Here is a 21,044-nt window from a genome sequence, read left to right as displayed (position 1 = left end):
ATACAGCCCGCCATGGCAAGACTGATCAAATATCTCGCCGCGTCAGACCCTAGGACAGACCTGACGAGAGACGGGGAACATCTTGAGCCTGGCCGCAAAAATCATCTGGTACGTCGAGGCCCACCTCGACCAGGACCTGACCCTGAACCGCATTGCGCGCGGAGTCGGGGCTGGTCCCTTCCACATCACGCGCCTCTTCGCCCTGACCTTTGCCATGCCGGTCATGGCCTATGTCCGGGCGCGGCGCCTGAGTGTGGCGGCCGGGATGCTGGGTCCGCAGTCGGACATTCTGTCCGTGGCGATCGGTGCGGGCTATGGCTCGCACGCGGCCTTTTCGCGGGCCTTCCGCGCCCAGTTCGGGATTTCACCCAAGACCTTTCGTCAAACCCAAGACCTGAAAAGCCTGATCCTGACGGAGCCCTTGACGATGACCACCACCCAAGCCCTTCCAGACCAGACCCCCCGCGTGGTCAAGGTCCCCGCCATGACCCTTGGCGGACTGAGCGCCACCTATTGCCTGGCCAATCTGGCCGGGATCCCGGGGCAGTGGCAGAAGTTCCGCACCTGGCAGGGCCAGATCGACGCCCAGAAGGGTACGGCCAGCTATGGAGTGTCCTATAACTTCACCGGCGCAGACGGACTGGACTATCTGACCGCCGTCGAGGTCGGCGAGGGCGACCTGCCGGAGGGCTTCACGCGGCTCAGGATCGCGGCCCACAGCTATGCTGTCTTTACCCATCAGGGCCATGTCAGCGGCATCGGCAACACCTGGCGTCACATCTATGATTCCTGGCTCCCGGCCGCCCGGCTGAAGCCCGGAAACGCCCCCAGTTTCGAACGCATGGACGAGCGGTTCGACAGTCGCACGGGCACGGGCGTGATCGAGATCTGGGTGCCCGTCGCCTGAGGCCGGCGGCGGCGGAGTTCGAATTGACAAGCCTTCGCCGTCCCCGTCTCCTCGCGCGATGACCACCGCGACTCCACAAGCCCAGGGCGGCCTCGCCACGGCCCTCGACCACGCCCGACGCCTTCTGGAGCGCGACCCTGTCCTGGCCCGGCAGCAGGCCGAAGCCATTCTTGAGGCCGTGCCGCGCCATGCGGAGACGACCGTGGTGCTGGCCTCGGCCCTGCGTCTGTCCGGCGAGCCCGACCGGGCCCTGGCAGTGATTGCGCCCCTGGCGCGGGGTCTGCCTGGCCTCGCCGAAGGGCAGCTGGAACTGGGCCTGACCCTGGCGGATCTGGGACGCACGGTCGAAGCGGTGGCGGCCTTTCGCCGGACCTTGGCCCTGGACGTGCGGGCGGGTGAAGCCTGGCGCGGGCTGGCCGAGAGCCTCGACCTGCTGGGCGACAGGGCCGGTGCCGAGCAGGCCCTGGCCCAGCAACTTCGGGCCTCGACGGGTGATCCGGCCCTGATCGAGGCCGCTGCGGCCCTGATCGACAACCGGCTGGGCGAGGCCGAGCAGCGGCTGCGCGATCATCTGGCCGACCATCCCGCCGATGTCGCCGCCCTGCGCATGCTGGCCGAGACCGGGGCCAGGCTGGGCCGTTATGAGGACGCCGAGCGGCTGCTGGTGGGCTGTCTGGAGATCGCGCCGGGCTTCGCCGCCGCCCGGCACAATCTGGCGACCATGCTCTATCGCCAGAACAAGTCCGCCGAGGCCCTGGCCCAGATCGAGCGCCTGACCGACCGCGATCCGCGCCATCCCGGCTATGCCAATCTGCGGGCCGCCATCCTGTCGCGGCTGGGGGAATACGATAAGGCCATCGGCCTCTATGAGCGGATGCTGGCCGAGTTTCCCAATCAGCCCAAGGGCTGGATGAGCTATGGCCATGCGCTCAAGACCGTGGGCCGCCAGGCCGATTGCATCGCGGCCTATCGCCGGTGTCTTGAGCTGTCGCCCGGCCTGGGCGAGGCCTGGTGGAGCCTGGCCAACCTCAAGACCGTCCGTTTCGATGCCGGGGATCGCGCCGCCATGGCCGCTGGGCTGGAGCGGCCGGATCTGTCCGACGATGACCGTCTGCATCTGCACTATGCCCTCGGCAAGGCGCTCGAGGATGCCGAACTCTATGCCGACTCGTTCAGGCACTATGCCGCCGGTGCGGCCCTTCGCCGGACCCAGGTCGACTATGACCCGGACGAGAACCATGCCGATCTGGTGCGGTCGCGAGCGGTCTTCACCCCGGCCCTGCTGGCCGCGACGGCGGGTCAGGGCTGCCCGGCCCCGGATCCGATCTTCGTGGTCGGTCTGCCGCGCTCCGGCTCGACCCTGATCGAACAGATCCTGGCCAGCCACAGTCAGGTCGAGGGCACGATGGAGCTGCCCGACCTGATCGTCATGGCCCGCCGCCTGGGCGGCAAGGCGGTGCGCCGCGCCGACTCGACCTATCCGGAGATGCTGGCCGACCTGTCGCCCCAGGCTCTGCGCGAGCTGGGCGAGGAATATCTCGAGCGGACCCGGGTGCAGCGGAAGACCGATCGGCCGTTCTTCATCGACAAGATGCCGAACAATTTCGCCCATACCGGCCTGATCCACCTGATCCTGCCGAACGCGAAGATCATCGATGCGCGCCGTCATCCGCTGGGCTGCTGCTTTTCGGGCTTCAAGCAGCACTTCGCCCGCGGCCAAGCCTTCAGCTACGACCTGACCGACATCGGTCGCTACTATGCCGACTATGTGGCCCTGATGGACCATTTCGACACCGTGCTGCCGGGGCGGGTGCACCGGGTCATCTATGAGGCGATGATCGAGGATCCGGAGGGTCAGATCCGCGCCCTGCTCGACCATTGTGGCCTGCCGTTCGAGCCGGGCTGTCTGAACTTCCACGAGAATGACCGGGCCGTGCGGACCGCCAGTTCCGAGCAGGTTCGCCAGCCGATCTTCAAGACGGCCGTCGAGCATTGGCAAAACTTCGAATCAGACCTTGGCCCGCTGAAACAGGCTTTGGGCGAATGCCTGCAGACTTATCCGGACCCGCCCAGAATTTGAACAGCCGTCACAGGGTCTGCCATTTCTGCAACAGTCGGAAGATTCGGGTTTTTCCGACGCTTTACGTCTTGCCGAGCGGTGGGACGCGGCCGAACATCCCTGGCTTAAAATGGTACGGGGAGCGACCATGAAGACGACTAAGACAATCAAGAGAGCGGGGGTCTACTCGGCCGCGCTATTGGCTTCGACCATGCTGACCAGCGTGGCCGCCTCGGCCCAGGAGAGCCAGTCTGTATCGCTGGACGAGGTGGTGGTGACCGCCCAGAAGCGATCCGAGAACCTGCAGGACGTGCCGGTCAGCATTCAGGCCATGGGCGAGGCCAAGCTCGAGCAGCTGCAGGTCGGCAATTTCGTCGACTATGTGAAGTACCTGCCCAGCGTCTCGTTCACGACGGCCGGGCCGGGCTTCGGCCAGGTCTATATGCGCGGCGTGGCCAGCGGCGGCGACGGCAACCACTCCGGGTCCCTGCCCAGCGTCGGCGTCTATCTCGACGAACAACCGATCAGCACCATCCAGGGCGCTCTGGATGTTCACGTCTATGACGTCGCCCGGGTCGAGGCCCTGGCCGGTCCGCAGGGCACGCTGTACGGTGCCAGCTCGCAGGCCGGCACGCTGCGCGTCATCACCAACAAGCCCAGCACCGCCGGCTTCGAAGCCGGTATCGACATCGAGGGCAATATCGTCGACGGCGACGATACCGGCCATGTCGAGGAGGCCTTCGTCAACCTGCCGCTGTCGGACACCGTCGCGGTGCGTCTGGTCGGCTGGAACGAGGAAGCCGCCGGCTATATCGACAACGTCAAGGGCACGCGCACCTATGGCCGCGGCACCGCCACCAAGGCGGACGACCTGACGATCAGCAATGCCGGCATTGCCAGCGACAACTATAACGGCTCCAGCACCCGCGGCGGTCGCGCCGCCATGCGGGTCGAACTCGGCGAAAACTGGGTGGTCACCCCGTCGATCATGGGCCAGCGGACCAAGACCAGCGGCATCTATGCCTATGATCCCAAGGTCGGCGACCTGAAGCTGACCCACTTCTATCCGGAATCTTCGGACGACAAGTGGACCCAGACGGCCATGACCATCGAGGGGCAGATCGCCAATCTCGACGTCACCTATGCCGGCTCCTATCTGAAGCGCACCGTCGACACCCGTCAGGACTATTCCGACTATTCGTACTTCTACGATCAGGTCGGCTACGGCTTCTACTGGACCAATGACACGGGTGGCCTGGCCAACCCGTCGCAGTACATCCAGGGCAAGGACCGCTACACCAAGGAAAGCCACGAAATCCGGATCGCCACGCCGGACGACAAGCGCTTCCGGCTGATCGGCGGCCTGTTCTACCAGAAGCAGGAACACGGGATCTTCCAGCGCTACAAGATCGACGGCATCGGCTACGACATCGAAGTTCCCAAATACAGCGACACCATCTGGCTGACCGCCCAGCAGCGGATCGACCGCGATACGGCGGCCTTTGGTGAAGCCACCTTCGACATCACGCCGAAGCTGACCATCATGGGCGGCATCCGCTTCTTCAAGTCCGACAACTCGCTGGAAGGCTTCTACGGCTACGGCAAGGGCTATGGCTCGACCGGCGAGAAGGCCTGTTTCCGCACGGGCGGCGTCAATGGTGCGCCCTGTACGAACCTGGACAAGCGCGTCAAGGAAACCGGCAACGTTCCCAAGGTCACGCTCACCTACAAGCATGACGACGACAAGCTGGCCTATGTCACCTATTCGGAAGGCTTCCGTCCGGGCGGTATCAATCGCCGCTCGACCCTGCCGCCCTATCAGGCTGACTACCTGAAGAACTACGAGTTCGGCTGGAAGACCAGCTGGATGGAGAACCGCTTCCGCTGGAACGGTGCGGTCTTCATGGAAGACTGGAACAACTTCCAGTTCTCGATCCTGGGGGCCAACGGCCTCACCGAGATCAAGAACGCCAACGAGGCCCGCATCAAGGGCATCGAAAGCGACGTGACCCTGGCCGTTAGCCAGGGCTTCACGATCAGCGGCGCGGCGGCCTATACCGACGCCAAGCTGACGGCCAACTATTGCGGCTTCACTGACGCCAAGGGCAATCCGGTCACGGTGTGCCCGACGCCGCAGGCTCCGGACGGCACCGCCCTGCCGGTCACTCCGAAGTTCAAGGCCAACATCACGGCGCGCTACGACTTCAATGTCGGCGACTATGAGGCCTATCTGCAGGCCTCGGCCGTCAATCAGTCGGGCAACTGGACGGACCTGCGCCTGAAGGAACGCGCCATCATCGGTCGTCAGGCGGGCTATACCCTGCTGGACGTGTCCGGCGGTGTCGTGCGGGCCGACTGGTCGATGTCCCTGTACATCAAGAACCTCACAGACAAGCGCGCCAGCCTGGGCCGTTATGCCGAATGCGCCGAGAGCGTCTGCGGTGCCCAGACCTACATCACGCCCAACCAGCCCAGAACGGTCGGCGTGAAGATCGGCCGCAAGTTCTAGGGGAAAGGGGCGGCCGCAGGGCCGCCCCTTTTTCGTTTGCGACCGGGCTTCGGCTGCGCCGGACTGCCGTATCGCCGGGACAAGCCAAAAGGGTGTGTTTTCGTGAAGGTCGTTGAACCCAAGGCCCTCGGCTTCTGGATGTGTGTTGCCCTGGTCGTGGGCAACATGATCGGGTCGGGCGTCTTCATGCTGCCCGCCTCCCTGGCTCCCTATGGCTGGAATGCCGTCGCGGGCTGGATCCTCACCATCGGCGGCGCGCTCTGCCTGGCCTTCGTGTTCGCCCGCCTGGCCAAGGCCTTTCCGCAGGGCGGCGGACCCTACATCTACACCCAGGAAGCCTTTGGCCCCGCCGCCGGCTTCATGGTGGCCTGGAGCTACTGGATCTCGATCTGGGTCGGCAATGCGGCCATCGCCGCCGGCACGGTCAGCTATCTGAGCGTCTTCTATCCGCAGATCGCCACCCAGACCGGCCTGCACTGCGCCATCACCCTGGCGATGGTCTGGGGCCTGACGCTCATGAACTGTTTCGGCGCGCGCCTGGCGGGCGGCCTGCAGGTGGTCACCACCGTCCTCAAACTTTTGCCCCTGCTGGGCGTGCTGCTGCTGGCGGCCGTGGTGCTGGGCAAGACCGGCGGCTCCACCGTCCTGCCGTTCCACGCCCAGGACCTGACCCCGGTCGGGATTACCGCCGCCGCCACCCTGACCCTGTGGGCCCTGCTCGGCATGGAGTCGGCCACCGTCCCGGCCGGCAAGGTCGTCGATCCCGAGCGGAGCATTCCCCGCGCCACCCTGGTGGGCACGGCCTTCGCTGGCGTCATCTATCTGGTCGTCTGTTCGGCCGTGGTTCTGCTGACCCCGGCCGACATGCTCAAGACCTCCAATGCCCCGTTCGCTGATTTCGTCGGCCTGCATGGTGGTGGCGACGCCCGGCTGGTCCTGGCGGGCTTTGCGGCGATCAGCGGCTTCGGGGCCCTGAACGGCTGGATGCTGCTGCAGGGCGAAGTGCCCTATGCCATGGCCAAGGGCGGGGTGTTTCCGGCCTTTCTGGCCAAGACCTCAAGGCGAGGTGCCCCGGTCCGGGCCCATCTGCTGTCCAGCGTCTTCCTGACCGTGCTGGTGGCGATGAACTACAGCAAGTCCATGGTCGAACTCTTCACCTTCATGGCCCTGCTGGCCACGGCCATCTCGCTGTTCGCCTATCTGTTCTGCGCTGCGGCGGCCTTGCGGCTGCAGGGGCGGGGTCAGATGGAGCCGTCGCGCGTGCTCACCGTGGTGGCGATCATCGCGACCCTCTATTCGTTCTGGACCCTCTATGGCGCCGGCGAGGCCAGTCTCTGGAGTCTGGTCCTGCTGGTGGTGGGACTGCCGGTCCATTGGCTGATCAAGCGGGTCGCCGTCGCGCCCCCTGCGGAGTGACCGACATGCTGCGGCGACTGACCTGCCTTGCTGGCGCGGCCCTGACCGCAAGCCTCGCCCTTCTGGTGCCCACCCTGGCCTTGGCCCAGACCAAGCCGACCTATGTCCATGCCGGCAAGCTGATCGATACCGAGGCCGGCAAGGTTCTGACCAACCAGTTGATCCGCATCGAGGGCGAGCGGGTCGCAGCCGTCGCCCCCTGGACCGGGGCCCCCTCCGACGGCCCGGTGCTGGACTGGAGCGCCTATACCGTCCTGCCGGGCCTGATGGACATGCATACTCATCTGGTCGACCAGGAGCAGACCGACAATATCGCCGAACCCCTTCTGACCACAGCCGCCGAGCAGGCCTATATCGGTGCCGCCCATGCCCGGGCGACCCTGATGGCCGGCTTCACCAGCGTGCGTGACGTGGGGTCGTGGCGGGCCTTCAGCGATGTCGCCCTGCGCGACGCCATCGACAGGGGGCTGGTTCCCGGGCCGCGCATGTCGGTGGCCGGAGCCTATATGACCACGCCCGGCGGCGGTGGCGAGATCACCGGCATCGCCGCCGATGTCGGCATTCCGCCCGAGATGCGGCGCGGGGTGGTTGAGGACGTGGCCGACACCCACAAGAAGGCCCGTGCCCTGCTGGTCGGCGGCGCGGACTTCCTCAAGCTGATCGCCACCGGCGCTGTCCTGACGGTCGGTACCGAGCCTGGCCAGCTGGAACTGTCGGCCGAGGAAATCGCCGCCGCCGTGGAGGAAGCCGCCAAGCGCGCGACCTATGCCACGGCCCACGCCCACGGGGCCGAGGGCATCAAGGTGGCCGTGCGGGCCGGGGTGCGCTCGATCGAGCACGGCTCGCTGATCGACGATGAGGGCATTGCCCTGATGAAGGCCAAGGGCGCCTGGCTGGTGGCCGATATCTATAATGGCGACTTCATCGACGCCTATGGCCGCGAGCATGGCTGGCCGGCCGAGACCCTGCGAAAGAATCTGGAGACAACCGAAGCCCAGCGGATCGGCTTCACCAAGGCGGTCAAGGCCGGGGTGAAGATCGCCTATGGCACCGACGCCGGCGTCTTTCCCCACGGCCAGAACGCCAGGCAGATGCCCTATATGGTCAAGTACGGCATGACACCGATGCAGGCGATCCAGTCGGCGACGACGGTCTCGGCCGCCCTGATGGGCAAGTCTGCCGAGGTCGGCGTGATCAGCAAGGGCCGCTATGCCGACATGATCGCCGTCGCCGGTGATCCGCTGGCGGACATCACCCTTCTGTCCTCGGTCGCCAAGGTCATGAAGGGCGGGGTTGTGGTGAAGGAGTAGGCACGGCCGCCTCACACCTCCTTTTTTCCGCTCTCCCCGGCGAAGGCCGGGGTCCAGATCGAACCCCGAACGGTCTTTGTTCTGTCCAACGCAGATGGCGCGTCATCCCAGGACGCTCGGGCTGAATCTGGGCCCCGGCCTTCGCCAGGGAGAGCGGGTATCTGGAAGTCGGATGGATATCCAGAGGCGCGTTCGCCTCAAACCTGCTCCCGGATTCACCAGCCTTCGCCTTGGCGCAGCCTGTGCTATGTGCAATGCAACATGCATGTTGCTGCGCAGCATTGAAACACTGTCATACGGACGCTGTATGTCCGACGCTTAAGCCAGTCCAAGGAGTCACCCATGGCCAACGAACACAGCTACTTCGTGCGCCCCGTCTCCGGTGTCTGGCATGTGACCTGGAACGATGCACCGGATCTGATCGGCTCCTATTCCTGCCAGGCCGAGGCCCAGGCCATCGCCGAGATGATGGCGCGCCACATGCGGGTTCAGGGCAAGACCGCCAAGGTCGAGGTGTTTGAACCCGAACAGCGCCGCGCCACCTGGGGCCGCAGCATCGTCAATCACGTCGCCGCTTAATCCAGAAACACCGGCGTCGGCGAATAGCCGGCCAGCAGCCGTTCCGCTATGGCCCCGGCTTCGGCCGGGGTGAAGACCGTCGGGTCCAGGCACAGCTCCAGCCACAGTCCATCGACCACGGCGGTCAGGCCGATGGCCGCCAGGCGTGCATCCGCCGAGGGATCGCAGGCCGCCAGCAGGTCCTCCAGCCGCGCGCGATAGCCGGCATAGGTCCGCCTGTGGATGTCGGCGAAGACGGCATTGACCTTGACCAGACTCCAGAAGGCCAGCCAGGCGGCCAGCAGCTGCTCGTCCAGCACCGGCGGCTTGAAACTGGCGGTCAGAAAGGCCGACAGGCGCGCTCGCGGCGCGGGTCCGGCCTGGGCGACTGCCGCCTCCAGCGCCGCATCAATCCTTTGGCCCACCGCCTCATAGGCCGCCGCGAACAGGGCCTCGACGCCGTCGAAATAGTGCCGAAGCAGGCCGGGTGAGACCCCGGCCTCGGCGCAGATCGCCCGCACCGAAGCCCCGGCGACACCGTCGCGGGCCAGAACCGTCTCGGCGGCGGCGACCAGGGCCTGGCGTCGGGTGTCGGCGGTTTCGCGGGTGAAGGGCGCACGGGTCATGGCGCGGACGCCCCCTCCGTCACGTCGGCTTTCGGTGCCGCGCCACCTCCCCCGCAAGCGGGGCAGGAGAAGAGCGGCTGAACCCTCCTGCCCCGTGAAACGGGGGAGGTGGCGCGATGCGAATACGCATCGTGACGGAGGGGGCGTTCCGGGCTCACCACCCCGTCGGCGGCCGGTCCAGCCGTGCCTCGGGGATCAGGGCCCGCATCTTCCGTCCGAAGCTGCGCAGCGAGACTTCGGAGCTGGCCAGCGGCCCCGCCGTAAAGCTGCGCGACGCCATGCCCTCCTGGACCCGGGCCACCAGCTCGGTGTCCTCGGTATTGACCTGGCGGTTGATGCGCCAGTTCAGATAGCGGGCCGCCTTCATTTCGCGCCGCTCGTCGGGCAGGGCGTAGGCGATCTCGCGGATCAGGGTCTGGGTGGCCGAGACCGGGATGAACTGCATGAAGTCCACCTGGTCGGGATAGATGTCGAAGGCGAAGTTCGGCCACAGCTTGAAATAGGTCCACAGCCGTTTGCGCTCAGGCGGCAGGTGGTCAACGTCCGGCAGGATGTCCTGATACAGCCGCTCGGACGGGTTGGCCGAGGGCTCGTCGATCAACTGGCCCCACATCTTGTCGACCCAGGCTTCGGCTTCGACGCCATAGCCCTTGCCGAACAGCCGGGTCAGGCCCGGATGGGCGACGGGAATGTGCAGGCCGTCCGAATAGTTGTCGCTGATGTTCTTCCAGTTCACCGGGCGAGGTCGCAGGGTGACCCGGCCGAACGGCTGCAGATCCTCGAACCGGTAGTGCGCTACCTCGTGGTCATAGGGGGCCATCATCTCGGCAACGGAGGGGCCGTCTCCTTCCAGTCGGGTGAAGACAAAGCCGCGCCAGACCTCGACATCGACCCTGACCAGGCCCTGTTGGTCGAGCTCCAGGGCGGGATAGGTGTCGCGCATCGGCACCCCGATCAGCCGGCCCTCCAGGTCATAGGTCCAGGCGTGATAGGGGCAGACGATGCGGCCGCCGCCCTTGCCGCAGCTGCCGCTGGGGCCGTCGAGCAGTCGCGCCCCCCGATGGCGGCAGACATTGGTGTAGGCGCGGACGCCCCCGTCCCGGGCGCGCACCACCACCACGCTTTCGCCGATATAGTCGAAGGTATGGAAGTCGCCGGCCTTGGGGATGTCGTTCAGATGGCAGACGATCTGCCATGAGGGACGCAGGATGCGGTCCTGTTCTTCCTTGAAAAACCGGTCGTTGCCATAGATCCAGCCGGGCAGGCCCCAGTCGGCTTGCGGGTCCGCGTGGGAAGTCATTGGACTTGCCCCCTACGGGCTGCTTCGAAGCCGTCTTCCCCCGTAGGGGGAAGATGAGCCGCGCCGACCTTCATCTTCCCCCTACGGGGGAGGAGCGCCGCAGGCGCGGAGGGGGCAAGTGATTGAGCCATCATTACCGCCCCACCACCGACAGCTGCAGCGCTGTGACGAAGTCCTTGTCGCGCAGGATCTCGCGCGCGGCATTGCGGCCGGGATTGCCGGACACGCCGCCGCCCGGATGGCAGCCGGCTCCGCACATGTAGAGGCCCTTTAGCGGCCCGCGATGGCTGGCATGACCCAAGATCGGGCGCGCGGCCCACAGCTGGTCCAGCGACATGTGGCCATGCATGATGTCGCCATTGACCAGGCCGAACTTCCGTTCGAGGTCCACCGGCGACAGGATCATCCGTCCCAGGACGGAGGCCTTGAAGTTGGGGGCCCAGTCATTGACCGTGTCGATGATCAGGTCGGCCGCCGCCTCGCGCTCATTGTCCCACGAGCGCCCGTCGGGCAGGTCCCAGGCAAACTGCTGGCAGAACAGGCTGGCCACGTGCTGGCCGGGCGGGGCCAGGGTCGGGTCCAGGGTGGAGGGGATCAGCATCTCGACGATCGGCTTCCTGCTGATGCCGTGCGCCTTGGCGTCGCGATAGGCCTCGTCCATGTAGTCGAGGCTGGGCGAGATCACGATGCCGCACTGGTGGTGCTCGGCCGAGACCTTGCCGGGCAGGCAGGTGAAGTCCGGCAGCTCCGACAGGGCCACATTCATCCGGAAGGTGCCCGAGCCGTTCTTGTAGCCCTTGATCGCCTTGGCGAACGGGGCAGGCAGGGCCGAGGGCGCGATCAGCTTGCCGTACAGCAGGGCCGGATTGAGGTTGGAGGAGACGATCGGCGCCATGATCTGGCGGCCGTCGACCAGCTGCACGCCGGTGGCCCGCGGGCCGTCCTTGCCGTGCTCGACATGCACCGCCTCGACCTGGGCATCGAGCAGGATCTCAACGCCCAGGGCCTCGCAGGCCTTGGCCATGGCCTGGGTGATCGCGCCCATGCCGCCGATGGCGTGGCCCCAGGCCCCCTTCTTGCCGTTCACCTCGCCGAAGGTGTGGTGCAGCAGGACATAGGCCGAACCCGGGCTGTCGGGGCTGGCAAAGTTGCCGACCACGGCGTCGAAGCCGAAGCTGGCCTTGACCGCGTCGCTTTCGAACCAGCCGTCCAGGAAGTCGCGAGCGCTCTTGGTGAACAGGTCCAGCAGGTCGCGTTTGCGTTCCTTGCTCAGCAGGGCCAGCCGGGTACCCTGGCGGGCCCCGCGCAGCAGGCCATGGATGCCGTCGCCGAGATTGGGCGGGGTCTCGGCGGCCAGGTCGCGCAGCACGTCGCCGATCTCGTCGAGCATGGCGTAATAGGCCGGCAGCACCTCGGCGTCGCGGCGGCTGTACTGGCGGAAGGCCTCCTGGGTGCGCTCGAGTCCGCCGCCCAGCTTCAGATATTGGCTGTCGCTGATCGGCAGGAAGTTGGAAATCGGCCGCTCGACGATCTTCAGGCCGTGACCGTGCAGGCCCATGTCGGCCAGGACCTTGGGGCTCAGCAGGCTGACCGTGTAGCTGGCGACCGAGTTGCGGAAGCCGGGATGGAACTCCTCGGTCACGGCCGCCCCGCCGACGACGCCGCGCGCCTCGCAGATCGTGACCTTCAGCCCGGCCTTGGCCAGGTAGAAGGCGCAGACGAGGCCGTTATGGCCCCCGCCGATGATGACGGCGTCGCGGGTTTGGGTAGCGGCCATGTGGTGTGTTCCCCGATGTGTGGGGAGAAGTTGCTATACGAGTGTATAATAGGCAAGGGCGTTCGGCGGACTCGCCCCCTCCGGACCGCTTCGCGGTCGTCTTCCCCCTCCGGGGGAGGAGCGCCGAAGGCGCGGAGGGGGCAGGTGTTCGCCGACCTAAGCCCGCTGATCCCCCCGCGCCGTCAGCCAGTACATCACCGGTGTCGCCACCCGTGACAGCACGGTCGAGGTGATCAGTCCGCCGATAATGGCGATGGCCAGGGGCGAGTAGAGACCCGACCGCTCCAGCGCCAGGGGCAGCAGGCCGCCGATGGCCGTCACCGAGGTCAGCAGCACCGGCAGGAACCGCACCTCGCCGGCCTTTTCGATGGCGTCGTGCAGGTCCATGCCCTCGCGGCGCAGCTGTTCGGTGAAATCGACCAGCAGGATCGAGTTCTTGATCTCGATGCCGATCAGGGCGATCAGGCCGATGGTTGCCGTGAAGCTCAGGGAGTTGCCGGTGATGGCCAGCGCCGCCACGGCCCCGAAGATGCCGAACGGGATGATGCCGGCCACGACCAGGGCGGTCTTGAACTTCTGGAACTCCAGGACCAGCACCGCCAGGATGCCAAAGACCGCGATCAGCACCGCCGCGCCCAGGCCGGCAAAGCTTTCAGACTGGGCCTCGGCCTGGCCGCCCAGGCCCAGGCGATAGCCGGGCGGCATGGGCAGGTCCTTCTCCATCCGGGCGACGACGTCCTCGGTGACCTTGGCGGCCAGAAAGCCGGTGGCGACATAGGAAGTGACCGTCACGGTCCGCTCGCGATCGAAGCGGTCGATGCGGGCGGGGCTGGACTTCAGGGTCGGGGTAGCCATGGCGTCCAGGCGCGCGGCCAGGCCGTCAGCGGTCGGCACATAGACCGCCTTCAGGGCCGAGAGGGCATTGCGGGCCGCGCCGTCGGCCTGGTCCATCGGCAGGCGCACCTTTACGGCATAGTCGTCGCCGTCGGGATCGCGGAAGCGGGCGGTTTCTTCGCCGGACAGGGCGAGACGCGCCGCGCGGCGGGCGGCTCCGGCGGGGACGCCGAGGGCGGCGGCCTTGGCCTCGTCGACGCCGAGGTCCAGATCCGTGCGGTCCAGACGGATCGGATTGGTGACGTCGCGCGTGCCGGGCGTGGCCTTGAGGATCGCCTCGGCGCGGGCCGCCAGGGCCTTGAGGGCGTCGAGGTTCTGGCCGGTTAGGCGGATGGCGATCGGGGCATCGATCGGCGGACCGTTCTCGAAGGTGACGACGCTGATCCTCGCGCCGGGCACATCGGCAAAGTCGCGCCGAAGGCTGTCCAGCACCTTCTCACTCTTGCCCGGCTCCCAGGCCTTCAGGCTGACGAAGAGCTCGGCATAGGTCGTGGCGCTCTCGCGCTGCTGCTGGTTGTAGAAGATCTGCGGATTGCCCCGACCCAGATTGGCGGCGCTCCAGGTGACCTCGGGCGTGGCCTTCAGGCGCTGCTCGACATATTTCAGGGCGCGATCGGTGCGGGCCAGGGAGGTGCCGTCGGGGGTTTCGATCCGGACCAGGAACTGGGGCGTCTCGGCCGGCGGAAACAGGCTGGAGCCGATCAGCTTCAGCATCGGGAAGGTGCTGAGGCACAGGGTCAGCATGATGGCCAGGGCCGCCCAGGGGCGGGCCAGGGACCAGTGCAGCACCGGACGATAGAACCGGTGAATGCCGCCGTTCACGGCCTGAAGGATGGCATTGCCCTCGGGGTCCGAATGCTTGTCGAGGATCCGGCTGGCCAAGAACGGGATGATGGTCATCGAGACCAGCAGGGAGGCGGCGATGGTGCAGAGCACGGTCACCGGCAGGGACTTGATATAGGCCCCGGAGCCGGCGGGCAGGGCCATCAGCGGCAGGAAGGCCAGCATCAGGGTGGCCGTGCAGCCGATCACCGCCAGGCCGATCTGGCGGGTACCATTGACCGCCGCCTCGGTCCGGCTCTCGCCCTCGCGGATGCGGCGGGCGATGTTTTCGGTAATGACGATACTGTCGTCGACCAGCAGGCCCAGGGACAGCACGAAGCCGGCGATCGACAGCTGGTTGAGGGTGAAGCCGAAGGCCTGCAGCATCGACAGGCCGATCAGCAGGCTGAGCGGGATCGAGACCATCACCACCAGGCCGGCCCGCGGACCCAGGGGCAGCAGGGTGATCAGCACCAGCACCAGCGCAATGCCAAAGTCGCGGAACAGGGCCTTCAGCCGGTGTTTGACATTGTCGGCCTGGACGAAGCCGCGCTCCAGCTTGACCCCGGCCGGCAGGATCTTCTCGTACTCGTCCAGGACCTGCTCAACGCTCCTGGTGATCTTGGTCACATCCTGGCCGTCCTTCTGGGTTACGGTCAGGAACACGGCGCGCTGACCGTTGAAGCGGGCCAGATGGGTGGGTTCTGCCTGGGCCCAGGCCACCTTGGCGACATCGCGAACCCGGGTCACCTGGCCGCCGATCGCGCGCACGGGCGTATCGCCGACGGCCTCCAGAGAGCGGAAGGCTCCCCCGGACTTGACGTTGAACCGCCGCTCGCCGGCCTGGACCGCGCCGATCGGAGCCTCTGCGCCGGCCGATTTCAGGGCGTCGGCCACAGCGGTGGCGGGCAGTTTCAGGGCCGCCAGGCGGGCCAGATCGAGCGTGACCTGCACCTCCGAGGCGGGCGCGCCCCAGTATCTGGCCTCACGCACGCCGGGCACCCGGTCGAGCCGCTCCCGCAGGCGGTCAGCGGTCTTCTCAAGCCGCCGCATGGGCAGGACGTCGCTGGTCAGGGCCACCTGGACGATCGAGACCTCGGTGGTGCGGGCCCGCTGGATGTCGAGACGGGCCAGGCCGGGCGGCAGGGCCCCGCGAATGGCGTTTACCTCGCGAACCACCTGGTCGTATTTGCGCTCGGGATCGACGTCCCAGGTGAAGTGGACGCGAACCGCCGCCGCGCCATCGGCACTGGTCGACTCGACCTTTTCGATATTGTCGAGACCGTCGACGGCATCCTCGATCGGGTCGACGACCAGTTGCTCCATCTCCGAGGGTTCGGCCCCCGGCAGCACGGCGCGGACGATGACGATCGGGATCGGGAAATGCGGATCTTCGGAGCGCGGAATGCTGGTCAGGGCATTGAAGCCCAGCATGGTCAGCAGGCCGAACGCCACGAGGGTGAACTGCCAGCGATGAACCGCTACGCCCGCGAGGTCGAACTTCACGGCTAGTTCTCCCCGACCAGCTTGGCCGGATCGACAACCCGCACCTTTTCGCCGTCGCTGACGAAGCCGGCTCCGACGGTGATCACCTGGGTGCCGTCGGCGAGGCCGGAGACCAGGGCGTCATCGCCGTCAAAGCCGCCGAAGCCCACGGCGGTGCGGCGGGCGACGCCGCCGTCGAGACGCAGCACAAAGGCGCGGGAGCCCTTGGCCTCCAGCAGGGCCTCAGCGGGGATGCGGGACTGGGCGGCGGCCGGGCCCGACGGTGTGGTGGCGGCACGAACCGACAGCTCGGCACTGGCGATCTGGCCGCTGCGCAGGTCGGGGCGACCGGTCAGTTCGAGTTCCACGGTCACAGCTCCCGTGCGGGTATCGGCAGCTTCGCCGACCCGCGTGACGGTGCCGGTCAGCAGCGTGCCGCCCAGATCCTCGACCTTGATCCGGGCCCCGTCGCCGACCCGGACGCGGGCGGCGTCGCGGGCGGCCAGGGGCAGGCGCAGGACCAGGGGGCTGTTGAGGTCGGCGACCCGCGCCACCACCTGGCCGGGCTGCACCACCTCACCGGTCTGGGCGGTGCGCGCCAGCACCACGCCGGAGGCCGGCGAGACCAGCTGGCCCCAGCGCCGGTCGAAGCTGGCGGCATTATAGGCTGCCTGGGCCGACTTCAGGGCGCTCTGGCGATCGTCCAGGCGCTGGCGGCTGACATAGCCCTTTTCGAACAGGGTCTTGTCTCGCTCGACGTCGCGACGGGCGCGTTCGAGATCGGCCGAGCTCTGCTGCTGCCGTGCATCCAGGCTGGCCGGATCGATGGTCGCAATCACCTGGCCGGCCTGCACCCGGTCTCCGGCCTCGACGCTCATCCGGGTCAGGACCCCGGCGATGCGGAAGGACAGGGCCATTTCGCGGCGACGCTCCAGCGTGCCGGTGGCCGAGACCGTGTCGGCATTGCGGGGAGCGGCGACCCGAACGGCCTCGACGGGGGTCGGCAGGGCCGGGGCCTCGGCCTTCTGGCCCTGACTGCCGCAGGATGCCAGCCAGGGCAGAAGCGCGACCACGACCCAGGGGCGCATGGCAGGTTGGAGAAGGGGCTGGGGAGAGCGCCGCATCGTCCGGGTTCCATGTCAATCAATGATAAGTTATCAGTGATAGATTGTTGCCGCTTGTCAAGCTCGCCACGGGGTGATGAAGGTCGGAAAATGAAGACTCCAACCACGCGATCGCCGCGTAAAGCCAAGGGGCACGGTGCCGAGCGCCGCGAGGAGATCCTGGAGGCCGCCCTGACCCTGTTCAGCGAGCGCGGCGTCCATGCGGTCTCGACCCGCCAGATCGCTGAACTGGCCGGCATCTCGCAACCGGCCCTCTATGCCTATTTCGCCACCAAGGACGACATGGCCGATGAGCTGTGCGTGCGGGCCTTTGCGGTCCTGGTCGAACGCATGAAGGCCGCCAGGGTGGTGGGCGATCCGACTGTGGCCAATTTCGAGCGGTCCCTGCGGGTCTATGTCGATTTCGGCATCGAGAGCCCCAATGCCTATCGGGTCGCCTTCATGATCGAGAAGGGGCCGCACGGCCACGGCTTCGACAAGCGCGACAGCCTGCCCATGCTGGCGGGCCTCGACGCCTTCGCGATGTTCCGTGACATCGTCGGAGAGTATCAGGCGGCGGGCCTGACCGTGCTGGATGATCCGCAACTGGCCACCCAGACCCTGTGGGCGGGGCTGCATGGCCTGGTGTCCCTGCTGATCGCGCGGTCGGAGTTTCCCTGGGTCGACCGTGAGGCGCTCATCGACGCCCACATCGCCATGTTGCGGCGGGGTGCCCTTAAGTAGGCACGCCTGCGCCTGGCCGTGGCAAAGTCGGTCCCGGAGGCCTATATCCGCGCCTTGATTTTACCGGAGACCCCGATGGCCAAGCTGCAGCCCCTCCAGTCCTTCAGCCTGCAGGAGACCGAGGACGGCTATCGCCTGCTGGTCTCGGCCATTGGCGGCGACACCCTCTATGTCTCGATCACCGCCGACCAGATGGACGACATCATCGACTCCCTGGAGCTGGCGACCGGCGGCGACGGCGACGATGAGGCGGAGCACGAGGATGACGACGCCTGAGCGATCGATCCCGCCGGTTCTCTCAGGCCTGCGCTGCCGGTGCCCGCGCTGCGGCGAGGGCAAGCTGTTCAGGGGCTTCCTGAAACTGGCCCCGGCCTGTGACCGGTGTGGCCTGAGCTTCGCCTTCGCCGACCCGGCCGACGGTCCGGCCTTTTTCGTGATGAGCGGCGTCGGCATCGTGGTGATCGGCGTCTTTGCCTGGATCGAGATCGCCTATCACCCGCCGGTCTGGGTGCATTTCGTCACCGTGTTCCCGGCCCTGCTGGCGGGGTGCCTGGGGACGCTGCGGCCCGTCAAGGCCTGGCTGGTGGCCTCGCAGTACATCCACAAGGCCGAGGAGGGGCGGTTTGCCAGTCTCGGCCGGCACGATTTCGACGAGCGCCGCCTTTAGGGACTACTTGTTCTCCAGCAGCAGCTGACCCCGCTTTTGCAGCTGGTCCCTGATCTTGCCCGCGATCATGCCCAGCATGCCTGGCAGGACGATATCCAGTTTCACCAGGTCGCCCAGCACATCCAGGGTGCCGCTGATCGTCTGGCCCATGGCGACCGCCGAGAAGGTCAGGGTGTCACCGTTCCAGGTTTGCTGCACCTGATCGGCGCTGCCCCCCGGGATCTGGCTGGCCAGCTGGGCAAAGCCGGACTCGATCCGCCGACGGGCCTCGGCAGCGCCGAGCTTGTGGGGGATGGTGATCGTGATCGGCTTGGACATCGGGAACTCACTGCAGAAACGGAACGACGCGGCCTGAACATAGGTGCGCTTTGCTGCAGCGAAAGCTGCGACCGTTTTCGACGTGGCCAGGCTCGAGAGTGAGGCATCCCAGGAGGACGCCATGACCGACTATGCCATGCCCCACGCTTTCCAGCCGACCCGCCGTCCCGCCCGTCCGGGGCGTCCCACCGGCCTGATCGGTGCCGTAAGCTATGGAGGCGTTCTGCTGGTCTGGCTGGCCCTGTTCGTGCTCGACCGACCCCTGGCGCTGAAGGTGTTCCGCGAGCGCCGCGCCGACTCGCCGATCCGTCGCGACTGGCGCTGGTAGGGGTCTCGCCAAGCCTGGCGAACAATGACAAGCCTTGGGCCATGTCGCTGTCTGCCACCTCCCGCGCCGTCCACCATCCCCTGAAAGCCCCGTTCCGCATCTCGCGCGGGGTCAAGACGGCGGCCGAGGTCGTGGTGGTCGAGGTCGAGGCCGAAGGCCAGGTCGGACGCGGCGAGAGCGTGCCCTATGGCCGATATGACGAGACGGTCGCGGGCGTGCTGGAGCAGCTGAAGCCGGCCCTGGCGGTGCTGGAGCGCGAAGGTCACGAAGGTGCCGCCCTGGCCCTGCTGACCCCCGGAGCCGCCCGCAACGCCCTGGACTGCGCGCTGTGGGACCTGCGGGCCCGGTGCACCGGCGTCAGCGTCGCCGAGGCGACCGGCCTGCCGGTCCCGACCGCCCTGGTCACCGCCGTCACCGTCAGTCTGGATACGCCGGAAGCCATGGGCGCGGCGGCCCTGGCCGTGGCTGACGCGCCGCTGATCAAGATCAAGCTGTCCGCCGAGGATCCCGCCGCCCGCCTGCGCGCCGTGGCCGCCGCCGCGCCCAATAGCCGCTTTATCGTCGATCCCAATGAGGGCTGGACTTTCGAGGTCCTGCATGGCCTGCGCGCGCTGCTGGCCGACCTGCCGATTGCCCTGGTCGAACAGCCCCTGCCGGCCGGTGCCGATGATCCCCTGGACGGCTATGATCCGCCCTATGTCATCTGCGCCGATGAGTCGGTGCATGTCGGCGGCGATCTCGCCGCCCTGCGGGGGCGCTATCAGGCCGTCAATCTCAAGCTCGACAAGACCGGCGGCCTGACCGAGGCCGTACGGATGCTGGAACAGGCCCGTGCCCTGGGCTTCCAGCTGATGACCGGCTGCATGGTGGCCTCGTCCCTGGGGATCGCCCCGGCCCTGCACCTGGCGGGGGGATGCCAGTACGCCGATCTCGACGGACCCTGGTGGCTGGCGGTGGATCACCCCGGGGGTCTGCGGGTCGAGGGTGGAGTCATCACGCCACCGAAGGCGGGGTTTTGGGGTGACGGGATGGAACGGTCGGGGCTTTGGCTAGACTGATCGGCAAGCGCCGGGACCCCCTTGATCCGATGCGGCAGCGGGGCCCAGACTAGGCCATGGCCGAGAATCCCCTGGAACGCCTGGACACCTTCGAACTGGTCAAGCTGGGCAAGGCCTCAGTGACGGTCGGCGGCCTTGCGGCCGCCCTGCTGATCATCGCCGCCGCCCTGATCGCTTCGCGTCTGACGGCAGCGGGCCTGCAGCGCCTGCGGGCCCGGGCGGCCGGTAGCGCCGCCTCGCTCTACATCGTCGAGAAGGTCCTGACCTACGGCCTGGTGATCATCGGCTTAGTGGCGGGCCTCTCGACCATGGGTCTGGACCTGACCTCTCTGGCCGTGTTCGCCGGTGCCCTGGGCGTCGGTGTCGGTCTGGGCCTGCAGGGCATGGTCAAGGACTTCGCCTCGGGCATTTCGCTGGTGTTCGAGCGGCTGGTGGCAGTGGGCGATTTCGTCGAACTGCCCAATGGCCAGCGCGGTGTGGTGCATGAGGTCGGTCCGCGCGCCACCCGCATCCGCACCAATGACAGCACCGACCTGATCGTGCCCAACTCGGTCCTGGTCAATGACCTCGTCATCAACTGGACCCTGCGCAACACCAACCGCCGCATCCGGGTGCCGTTCGTCACTGCCTTCGGGGTCGACAAGCAGAAGGTGCGCGAGGCGGTGTTGAAGGCCGCCCGGAGCGTACCTTTCACCTCGCCGGACGATGCCGTGCGGCGCACCCAGGTCTGGCTGGTCGGCTATGGCGAACACGCCCTGAAGTTCGAGCTGATCGTCTGGCCCACGGTCGAGGCGGTGCGCCGCCCGGCGGCGATCTTTGCGGCCTATACCTGGGCCATCGACGACGCCCTGCGCGAGGCCGGGATCGAAATTCCCTATCCGCAGCGCGACCTCCGGGTGCGGGGCCTGTTCGGCGAGGAGGGCGAGGACGCCCTGACCAGCCTGAAGCTGGAGCCCGCCGCCCGCCGCCGCAAGGCCAAGGCCGCCAAGCCCGGCTCCAGCAATGACGCCGCCCTGGATCTGGAACGCGAGGATCCTGACGATCCCCCCCTGTCGCCGTCGCCCCCGGCAGCACCGTCCAAGGGCTGAGGTTTCTGAACGCTGATAAGCTGAGGCCTTGACGCCCTTGACGCGTCGCCGCAGTCTTCTCGCAACTGCGAAAAG

Annotated in this window: 18 protein-coding genes and 1 pseudogene; 12 read left to right on the top strand and 7 right to left on the bottom strand. The window is 67.2% G+C overall.

What is annotated here, in order from left to right; translation table 11 throughout:
• Window positions 1-82 precede the first annotated feature (82 nt).
• The 6 genes from AQ619_RS14485 to AQ619_RS14460 all read left to right on the top strand — a co-directional run bounded on the left by AQ619_RS14485 (window position 83) and on the right by AQ619_RS14460 (window position 8,780).
• On the top strand, window positions 83-907 hold the full coding sequence (locus AQ619_RS14485; RefSeq protein ID WP_062149115.1) for an AraC family transcriptional regulator: 825 nt from the start codon (window positions 83-85) through the stop codon (window positions 905-907).
• Between the two features lie 58 nt (window positions 908-965).
• Window positions 966-2,987 (top strand): tetratricopeptide repeat-containing sulfotransferase family protein, encoded by a 2,022-nt coding sequence (locus AQ619_RS14480; protein ID WP_062149112.1) that lies wholly within the window; start codon window positions 966-968, stop codon window positions 2,985-2,987.
• A 127-nt stretch (window positions 2,988-3,114) separates the two neighbouring features.
• Entirely contained in the window at window positions 3,115-5,475 is a 2,361-nt protein-coding gene (locus tag AQ619_RS14475) for a TonB-dependent receptor (RefSeq protein WP_062149109.1), read from the top strand.
• A gap of 102 nt (window positions 5,476-5,577) precedes the next feature.
• A complete protein-coding gene (locus AQ619_RS14470) occupies window positions 5,578-6,891 on the top strand; it encodes an amino acid permease (protein WP_062149106.1) in 1,314 nt (437 codons plus the stop codon).
• Between the two features lie 5 nt (window positions 6,892-6,896).
• Window positions 6,897-8,201: a Xaa-Pro dipeptidase gene (locus AQ619_RS14465; RefSeq protein WP_062149103.1), complete on the top strand. Its 1,305-nt coding sequence runs from the start codon at window positions 6,897-6,899 to the stop codon at window positions 8,199-8,201.
• Window positions 8,202-8,543: 342 nt separating this feature from the next.
• Window positions 8,544-8,780 (top strand): hypothetical protein, encoded by a 237-nt coding sequence (locus AQ619_RS14460; RefSeq protein WP_062149100.1) that lies wholly within the window; start codon window positions 8,544-8,546, stop codon window positions 8,778-8,780.
• On the opposite strand, the gene AQ619_RS14455 is transcribed toward AQ619_RS14460, so the two are convergent.
• From AQ619_RS14455 to AQ619_RS14435, 6 genes and pseudogenes are all read right to left on the bottom strand, one after another.
• Complete coding sequence (locus tag AQ619_RS14455) at window positions 8,777-9,385, bottom strand: TetR family transcriptional regulator C-terminal domain-containing protein (protein ID WP_062149098.1); 609 nt, start codon at window positions 9,383-9,385, stop codon at window positions 8,777-8,779. The two genes, AQ619_RS14460 and AQ619_RS14455, sit on opposite strands and share 4 nt — an antisense overlap.
• A 19-nt stretch (window positions 9,386-9,404) precedes the next feature.
• Window positions 9,405-9,546 (bottom strand): annotated as a pseudogene (locus AQ619_RS19190) (hypothetical protein).
• Window positions 9,540-10,685, bottom strand: coding sequence for an aromatic ring-hydroxylating oxygenase subunit alpha (locus tag AQ619_RS14450; RefSeq protein WP_062149095.1), 1,146 nt, complete (start codon window positions 10,683-10,685; stop codon window positions 9,540-9,542). Before AQ619_RS14450 ends, AQ619_RS19190 begins: the two are co-directional and overlap by 7 nt.
• A gap of 133 nt (window positions 10,686-10,818) precedes the next feature.
• Window positions 10,819-12,462 carry a phytoene desaturase family protein gene (locus tag AQ619_RS14445; protein ID WP_062149094.1) on the bottom strand — a complete coding sequence of 548 codons (1,644 nt, stop codon included), beginning with the start codon at window positions 12,460-12,462 and terminating at the stop codon, window positions 10,819-10,821.
• Window positions 12,463-12,618: 156 nt separating this feature from the next.
• Complete coding sequence (locus AQ619_RS14440) at window positions 12,619-15,684, bottom strand: efflux RND transporter permease subunit (protein WP_062149091.1); 3,066 nt, start codon at window positions 15,682-15,684, stop codon at window positions 12,619-12,621.
• A 2-nt stretch (window positions 15,685-15,686) separates the two neighbouring features.
• A complete protein-coding gene (locus tag AQ619_RS14435) occupies window positions 15,687-16,751 on the bottom strand; it encodes an efflux RND transporter periplasmic adaptor subunit (protein ID WP_062149088.1) in 1,065 nt (354 codons plus the stop codon).
• 126 nt (window positions 16,752-16,877) lie between these two features.
• On the opposite strand from AQ619_RS14435, the gene AQ619_RS14430 reads away from it, so the two are divergent.
• The 3 genes from AQ619_RS14430 to AQ619_RS14420 all read left to right on the top strand — a co-directional run bounded on the left by AQ619_RS14430 (window position 16,878) and on the right by AQ619_RS14420 (window position 18,177).
• Entirely contained in the window at window positions 16,878-17,510 is a 633-nt protein-coding gene (locus AQ619_RS14430; RefSeq protein WP_062149085.1) for a TetR/AcrR family transcriptional regulator, read from the top strand.
• Between the two features lie 75 nt (window positions 17,511-17,585).
• On the top strand, window positions 17,586-17,786 hold the full coding sequence (locus AQ619_RS14425) for a hypothetical protein (protein ID WP_062149082.1): 201 nt from the start codon (window positions 17,586-17,588) through the stop codon (window positions 17,784-17,786).
• Window positions 17,773-18,177, top strand: coding sequence for a DUF983 domain-containing protein (locus AQ619_RS14420; RefSeq protein WP_062149079.1), 405 nt, complete (start codon window positions 17,773-17,775; stop codon window positions 18,175-18,177). Before AQ619_RS14425 ends, AQ619_RS14420 begins: the two co-directional genes overlap by 14 nt.
• Before the next feature lie 3 nt (window positions 18,178-18,180).
• Here the strand turns inward: AQ619_RS14420 and AQ619_RS14415 are convergent, their stop codons facing one another.
• Window positions 18,181-18,495 carry a polyhydroxyalkanoic acid system family protein gene (locus AQ619_RS14415; protein WP_062151715.1) on the bottom strand — a complete coding sequence of 105 codons (315 nt, stop codon included), beginning with the start codon at window positions 18,493-18,495 and terminating at the stop codon, window positions 18,181-18,183.
• A gap of 121 nt (window positions 18,496-18,616) precedes the next feature.
• Here AQ619_RS14415 and didA point away from each other — a divergent pair, with 121 nt between their 5' ends.
• Genes didA through AQ619_RS14400 form a run of 3 tightly spaced genes read left to right on the top strand, consistent with a single transcriptional unit; the run spans window position 18,617 to window position 20,969 of the window.
• Entirely contained in the window at window positions 18,617-18,823 is a 207-nt protein-coding gene (didA, locus tag AQ619_RS14410; protein WP_062149076.1) for a DNA damage-induced SOS-independent cell division inhibitor A, read from the top strand.
• A gap of 41 nt (window positions 18,824-18,864) precedes the next feature.
• On the top strand, window positions 18,865-19,881 hold the full coding sequence (dgcA, locus tag AQ619_RS14405; RefSeq protein WP_062149073.1) for an N-acetyl-D-Glu racemase DgcA: 1,017 nt from the start codon (window positions 18,865-18,867) through the stop codon (window positions 19,879-19,881).
• Between the two features lie 56 nt (window positions 19,882-19,937).
• The gene (locus AQ619_RS14400) at window positions 19,938-20,969 is read left to right on the top strand and encodes a mechanosensitive ion channel family protein (protein WP_062149070.1); all 1,032 of its coding nucleotides are present in this window, start codon (window positions 19,938-19,940) and stop codon (window positions 20,967-20,969) included.
• The last annotated feature ends 75 nt before the right edge of the window (window positions 20,970-21,044 follow it).

It is taken from the genome of Caulobacter henricii (genome assembly GCF_001414055.1).
In the GTDB taxonomy this organism is placed as follows: Bacteria; Pseudomonadota; Alphaproteobacteria; order Caulobacterales; family Caulobacteraceae; genus Caulobacter; species Caulobacter henricii.
The sequence above is the reverse complement of the archived record's forward strand: the minus strand, read 5'-3'. Positions and strand labels throughout refer to the sequence as shown.

Bases quoted from the DNA above. Each gene is read 5' to 3' on its own strand.
- AQ619_RS14400 (WP_062149070.1), top strand. From the start codon at position 19,938: ATGGCCGAGAATCCCCTGGAACGCCTGGACACCTTCGAACTGGTCAAG.
- AQ619_RS14450 (WP_062149095.1), bottom strand. From the start codon at position 10,685: ATGACTTCCCACGCGGACCCGCAAGCCGACTGGGGCCTGCCCGGCTGG.
- dgcA (WP_062149073.1), top strand. From the start codon at position 18,865: ATGTCGCTGTCTGCCACCTCCCGCGCCGTCCACCATCCCCTGAAAGCC.
- AQ619_RS14460 (WP_062149100.1), top strand. From the start codon at position 8,544: ATGGCCAACGAACACAGCTACTTCGTGCGCCCCGTCTCCGGTGTCTGG.
- AQ619_RS14455 (WP_062149098.1), bottom strand. From the start codon at position 9,385: ATGACCCGTGCGCCCTTCACCCGCGAAACCGCCGACACCCGACGCCAG.
- AQ619_RS14420 (WP_062149079.1), top strand. From the start codon at position 17,773: ATGACGACGCCTGAGCGATCGATCCCGCCGGTTCTCTCAGGCCTGCGC.
- AQ619_RS14445 (WP_062149094.1), bottom strand. From the start codon at position 12,462: ATGGCCGCTACCCAAACCCGCGACGCCGTCATCATCGGCGGGGGCCAT.
- AQ619_RS14425 (WP_062149082.1), top strand. From the start codon at position 17,586: ATGGCCAAGCTGCAGCCCCTCCAGTCCTTCAGCCTGCAGGAGACCGAG.
- AQ619_RS14480 (WP_062149112.1), top strand. From the start codon at position 966: ATGACCACCGCGACTCCACAAGCCCAGGGCGGCCTCGCCACGGCCCTC.
- AQ619_RS14465 (WP_062149103.1), top strand. From the start codon at position 6,897: ATGCTGCGGCGACTGACCTGCCTTGCTGGCGCGGCCCTGACCGCAAGC.
- AQ619_RS14475 (WP_062149109.1), top strand. From the start codon at position 3,115: ATGAAGACGACTAAGACAATCAAGAGAGCGGGGGTCTACTCGGCCGCG.
- AQ619_RS14435 (WP_062149088.1), bottom strand. From the start codon at position 16,751: ATGCGCCCCTGGGTCGTGGTCGCGCTTCTGCCCTGGCTGGCATCCTGC.
- AQ619_RS14415 (WP_062151715.1), bottom strand. From the start codon at position 18,495: ATGTCCAAGCCGATCACGATCACCATCCCCCACAAGCTCGGCGCTGCC.
- AQ619_RS14430 (WP_062149085.1), top strand. From the start codon at position 16,878: ATGAAGACTCCAACCACGCGATCGCCGCGTAAAGCCAAGGGGCACGGT.
- didA (WP_062149076.1), top strand. From the start codon at position 18,617: ATGACCGACTATGCCATGCCCCACGCTTTCCAGCCGACCCGCCGTCCC.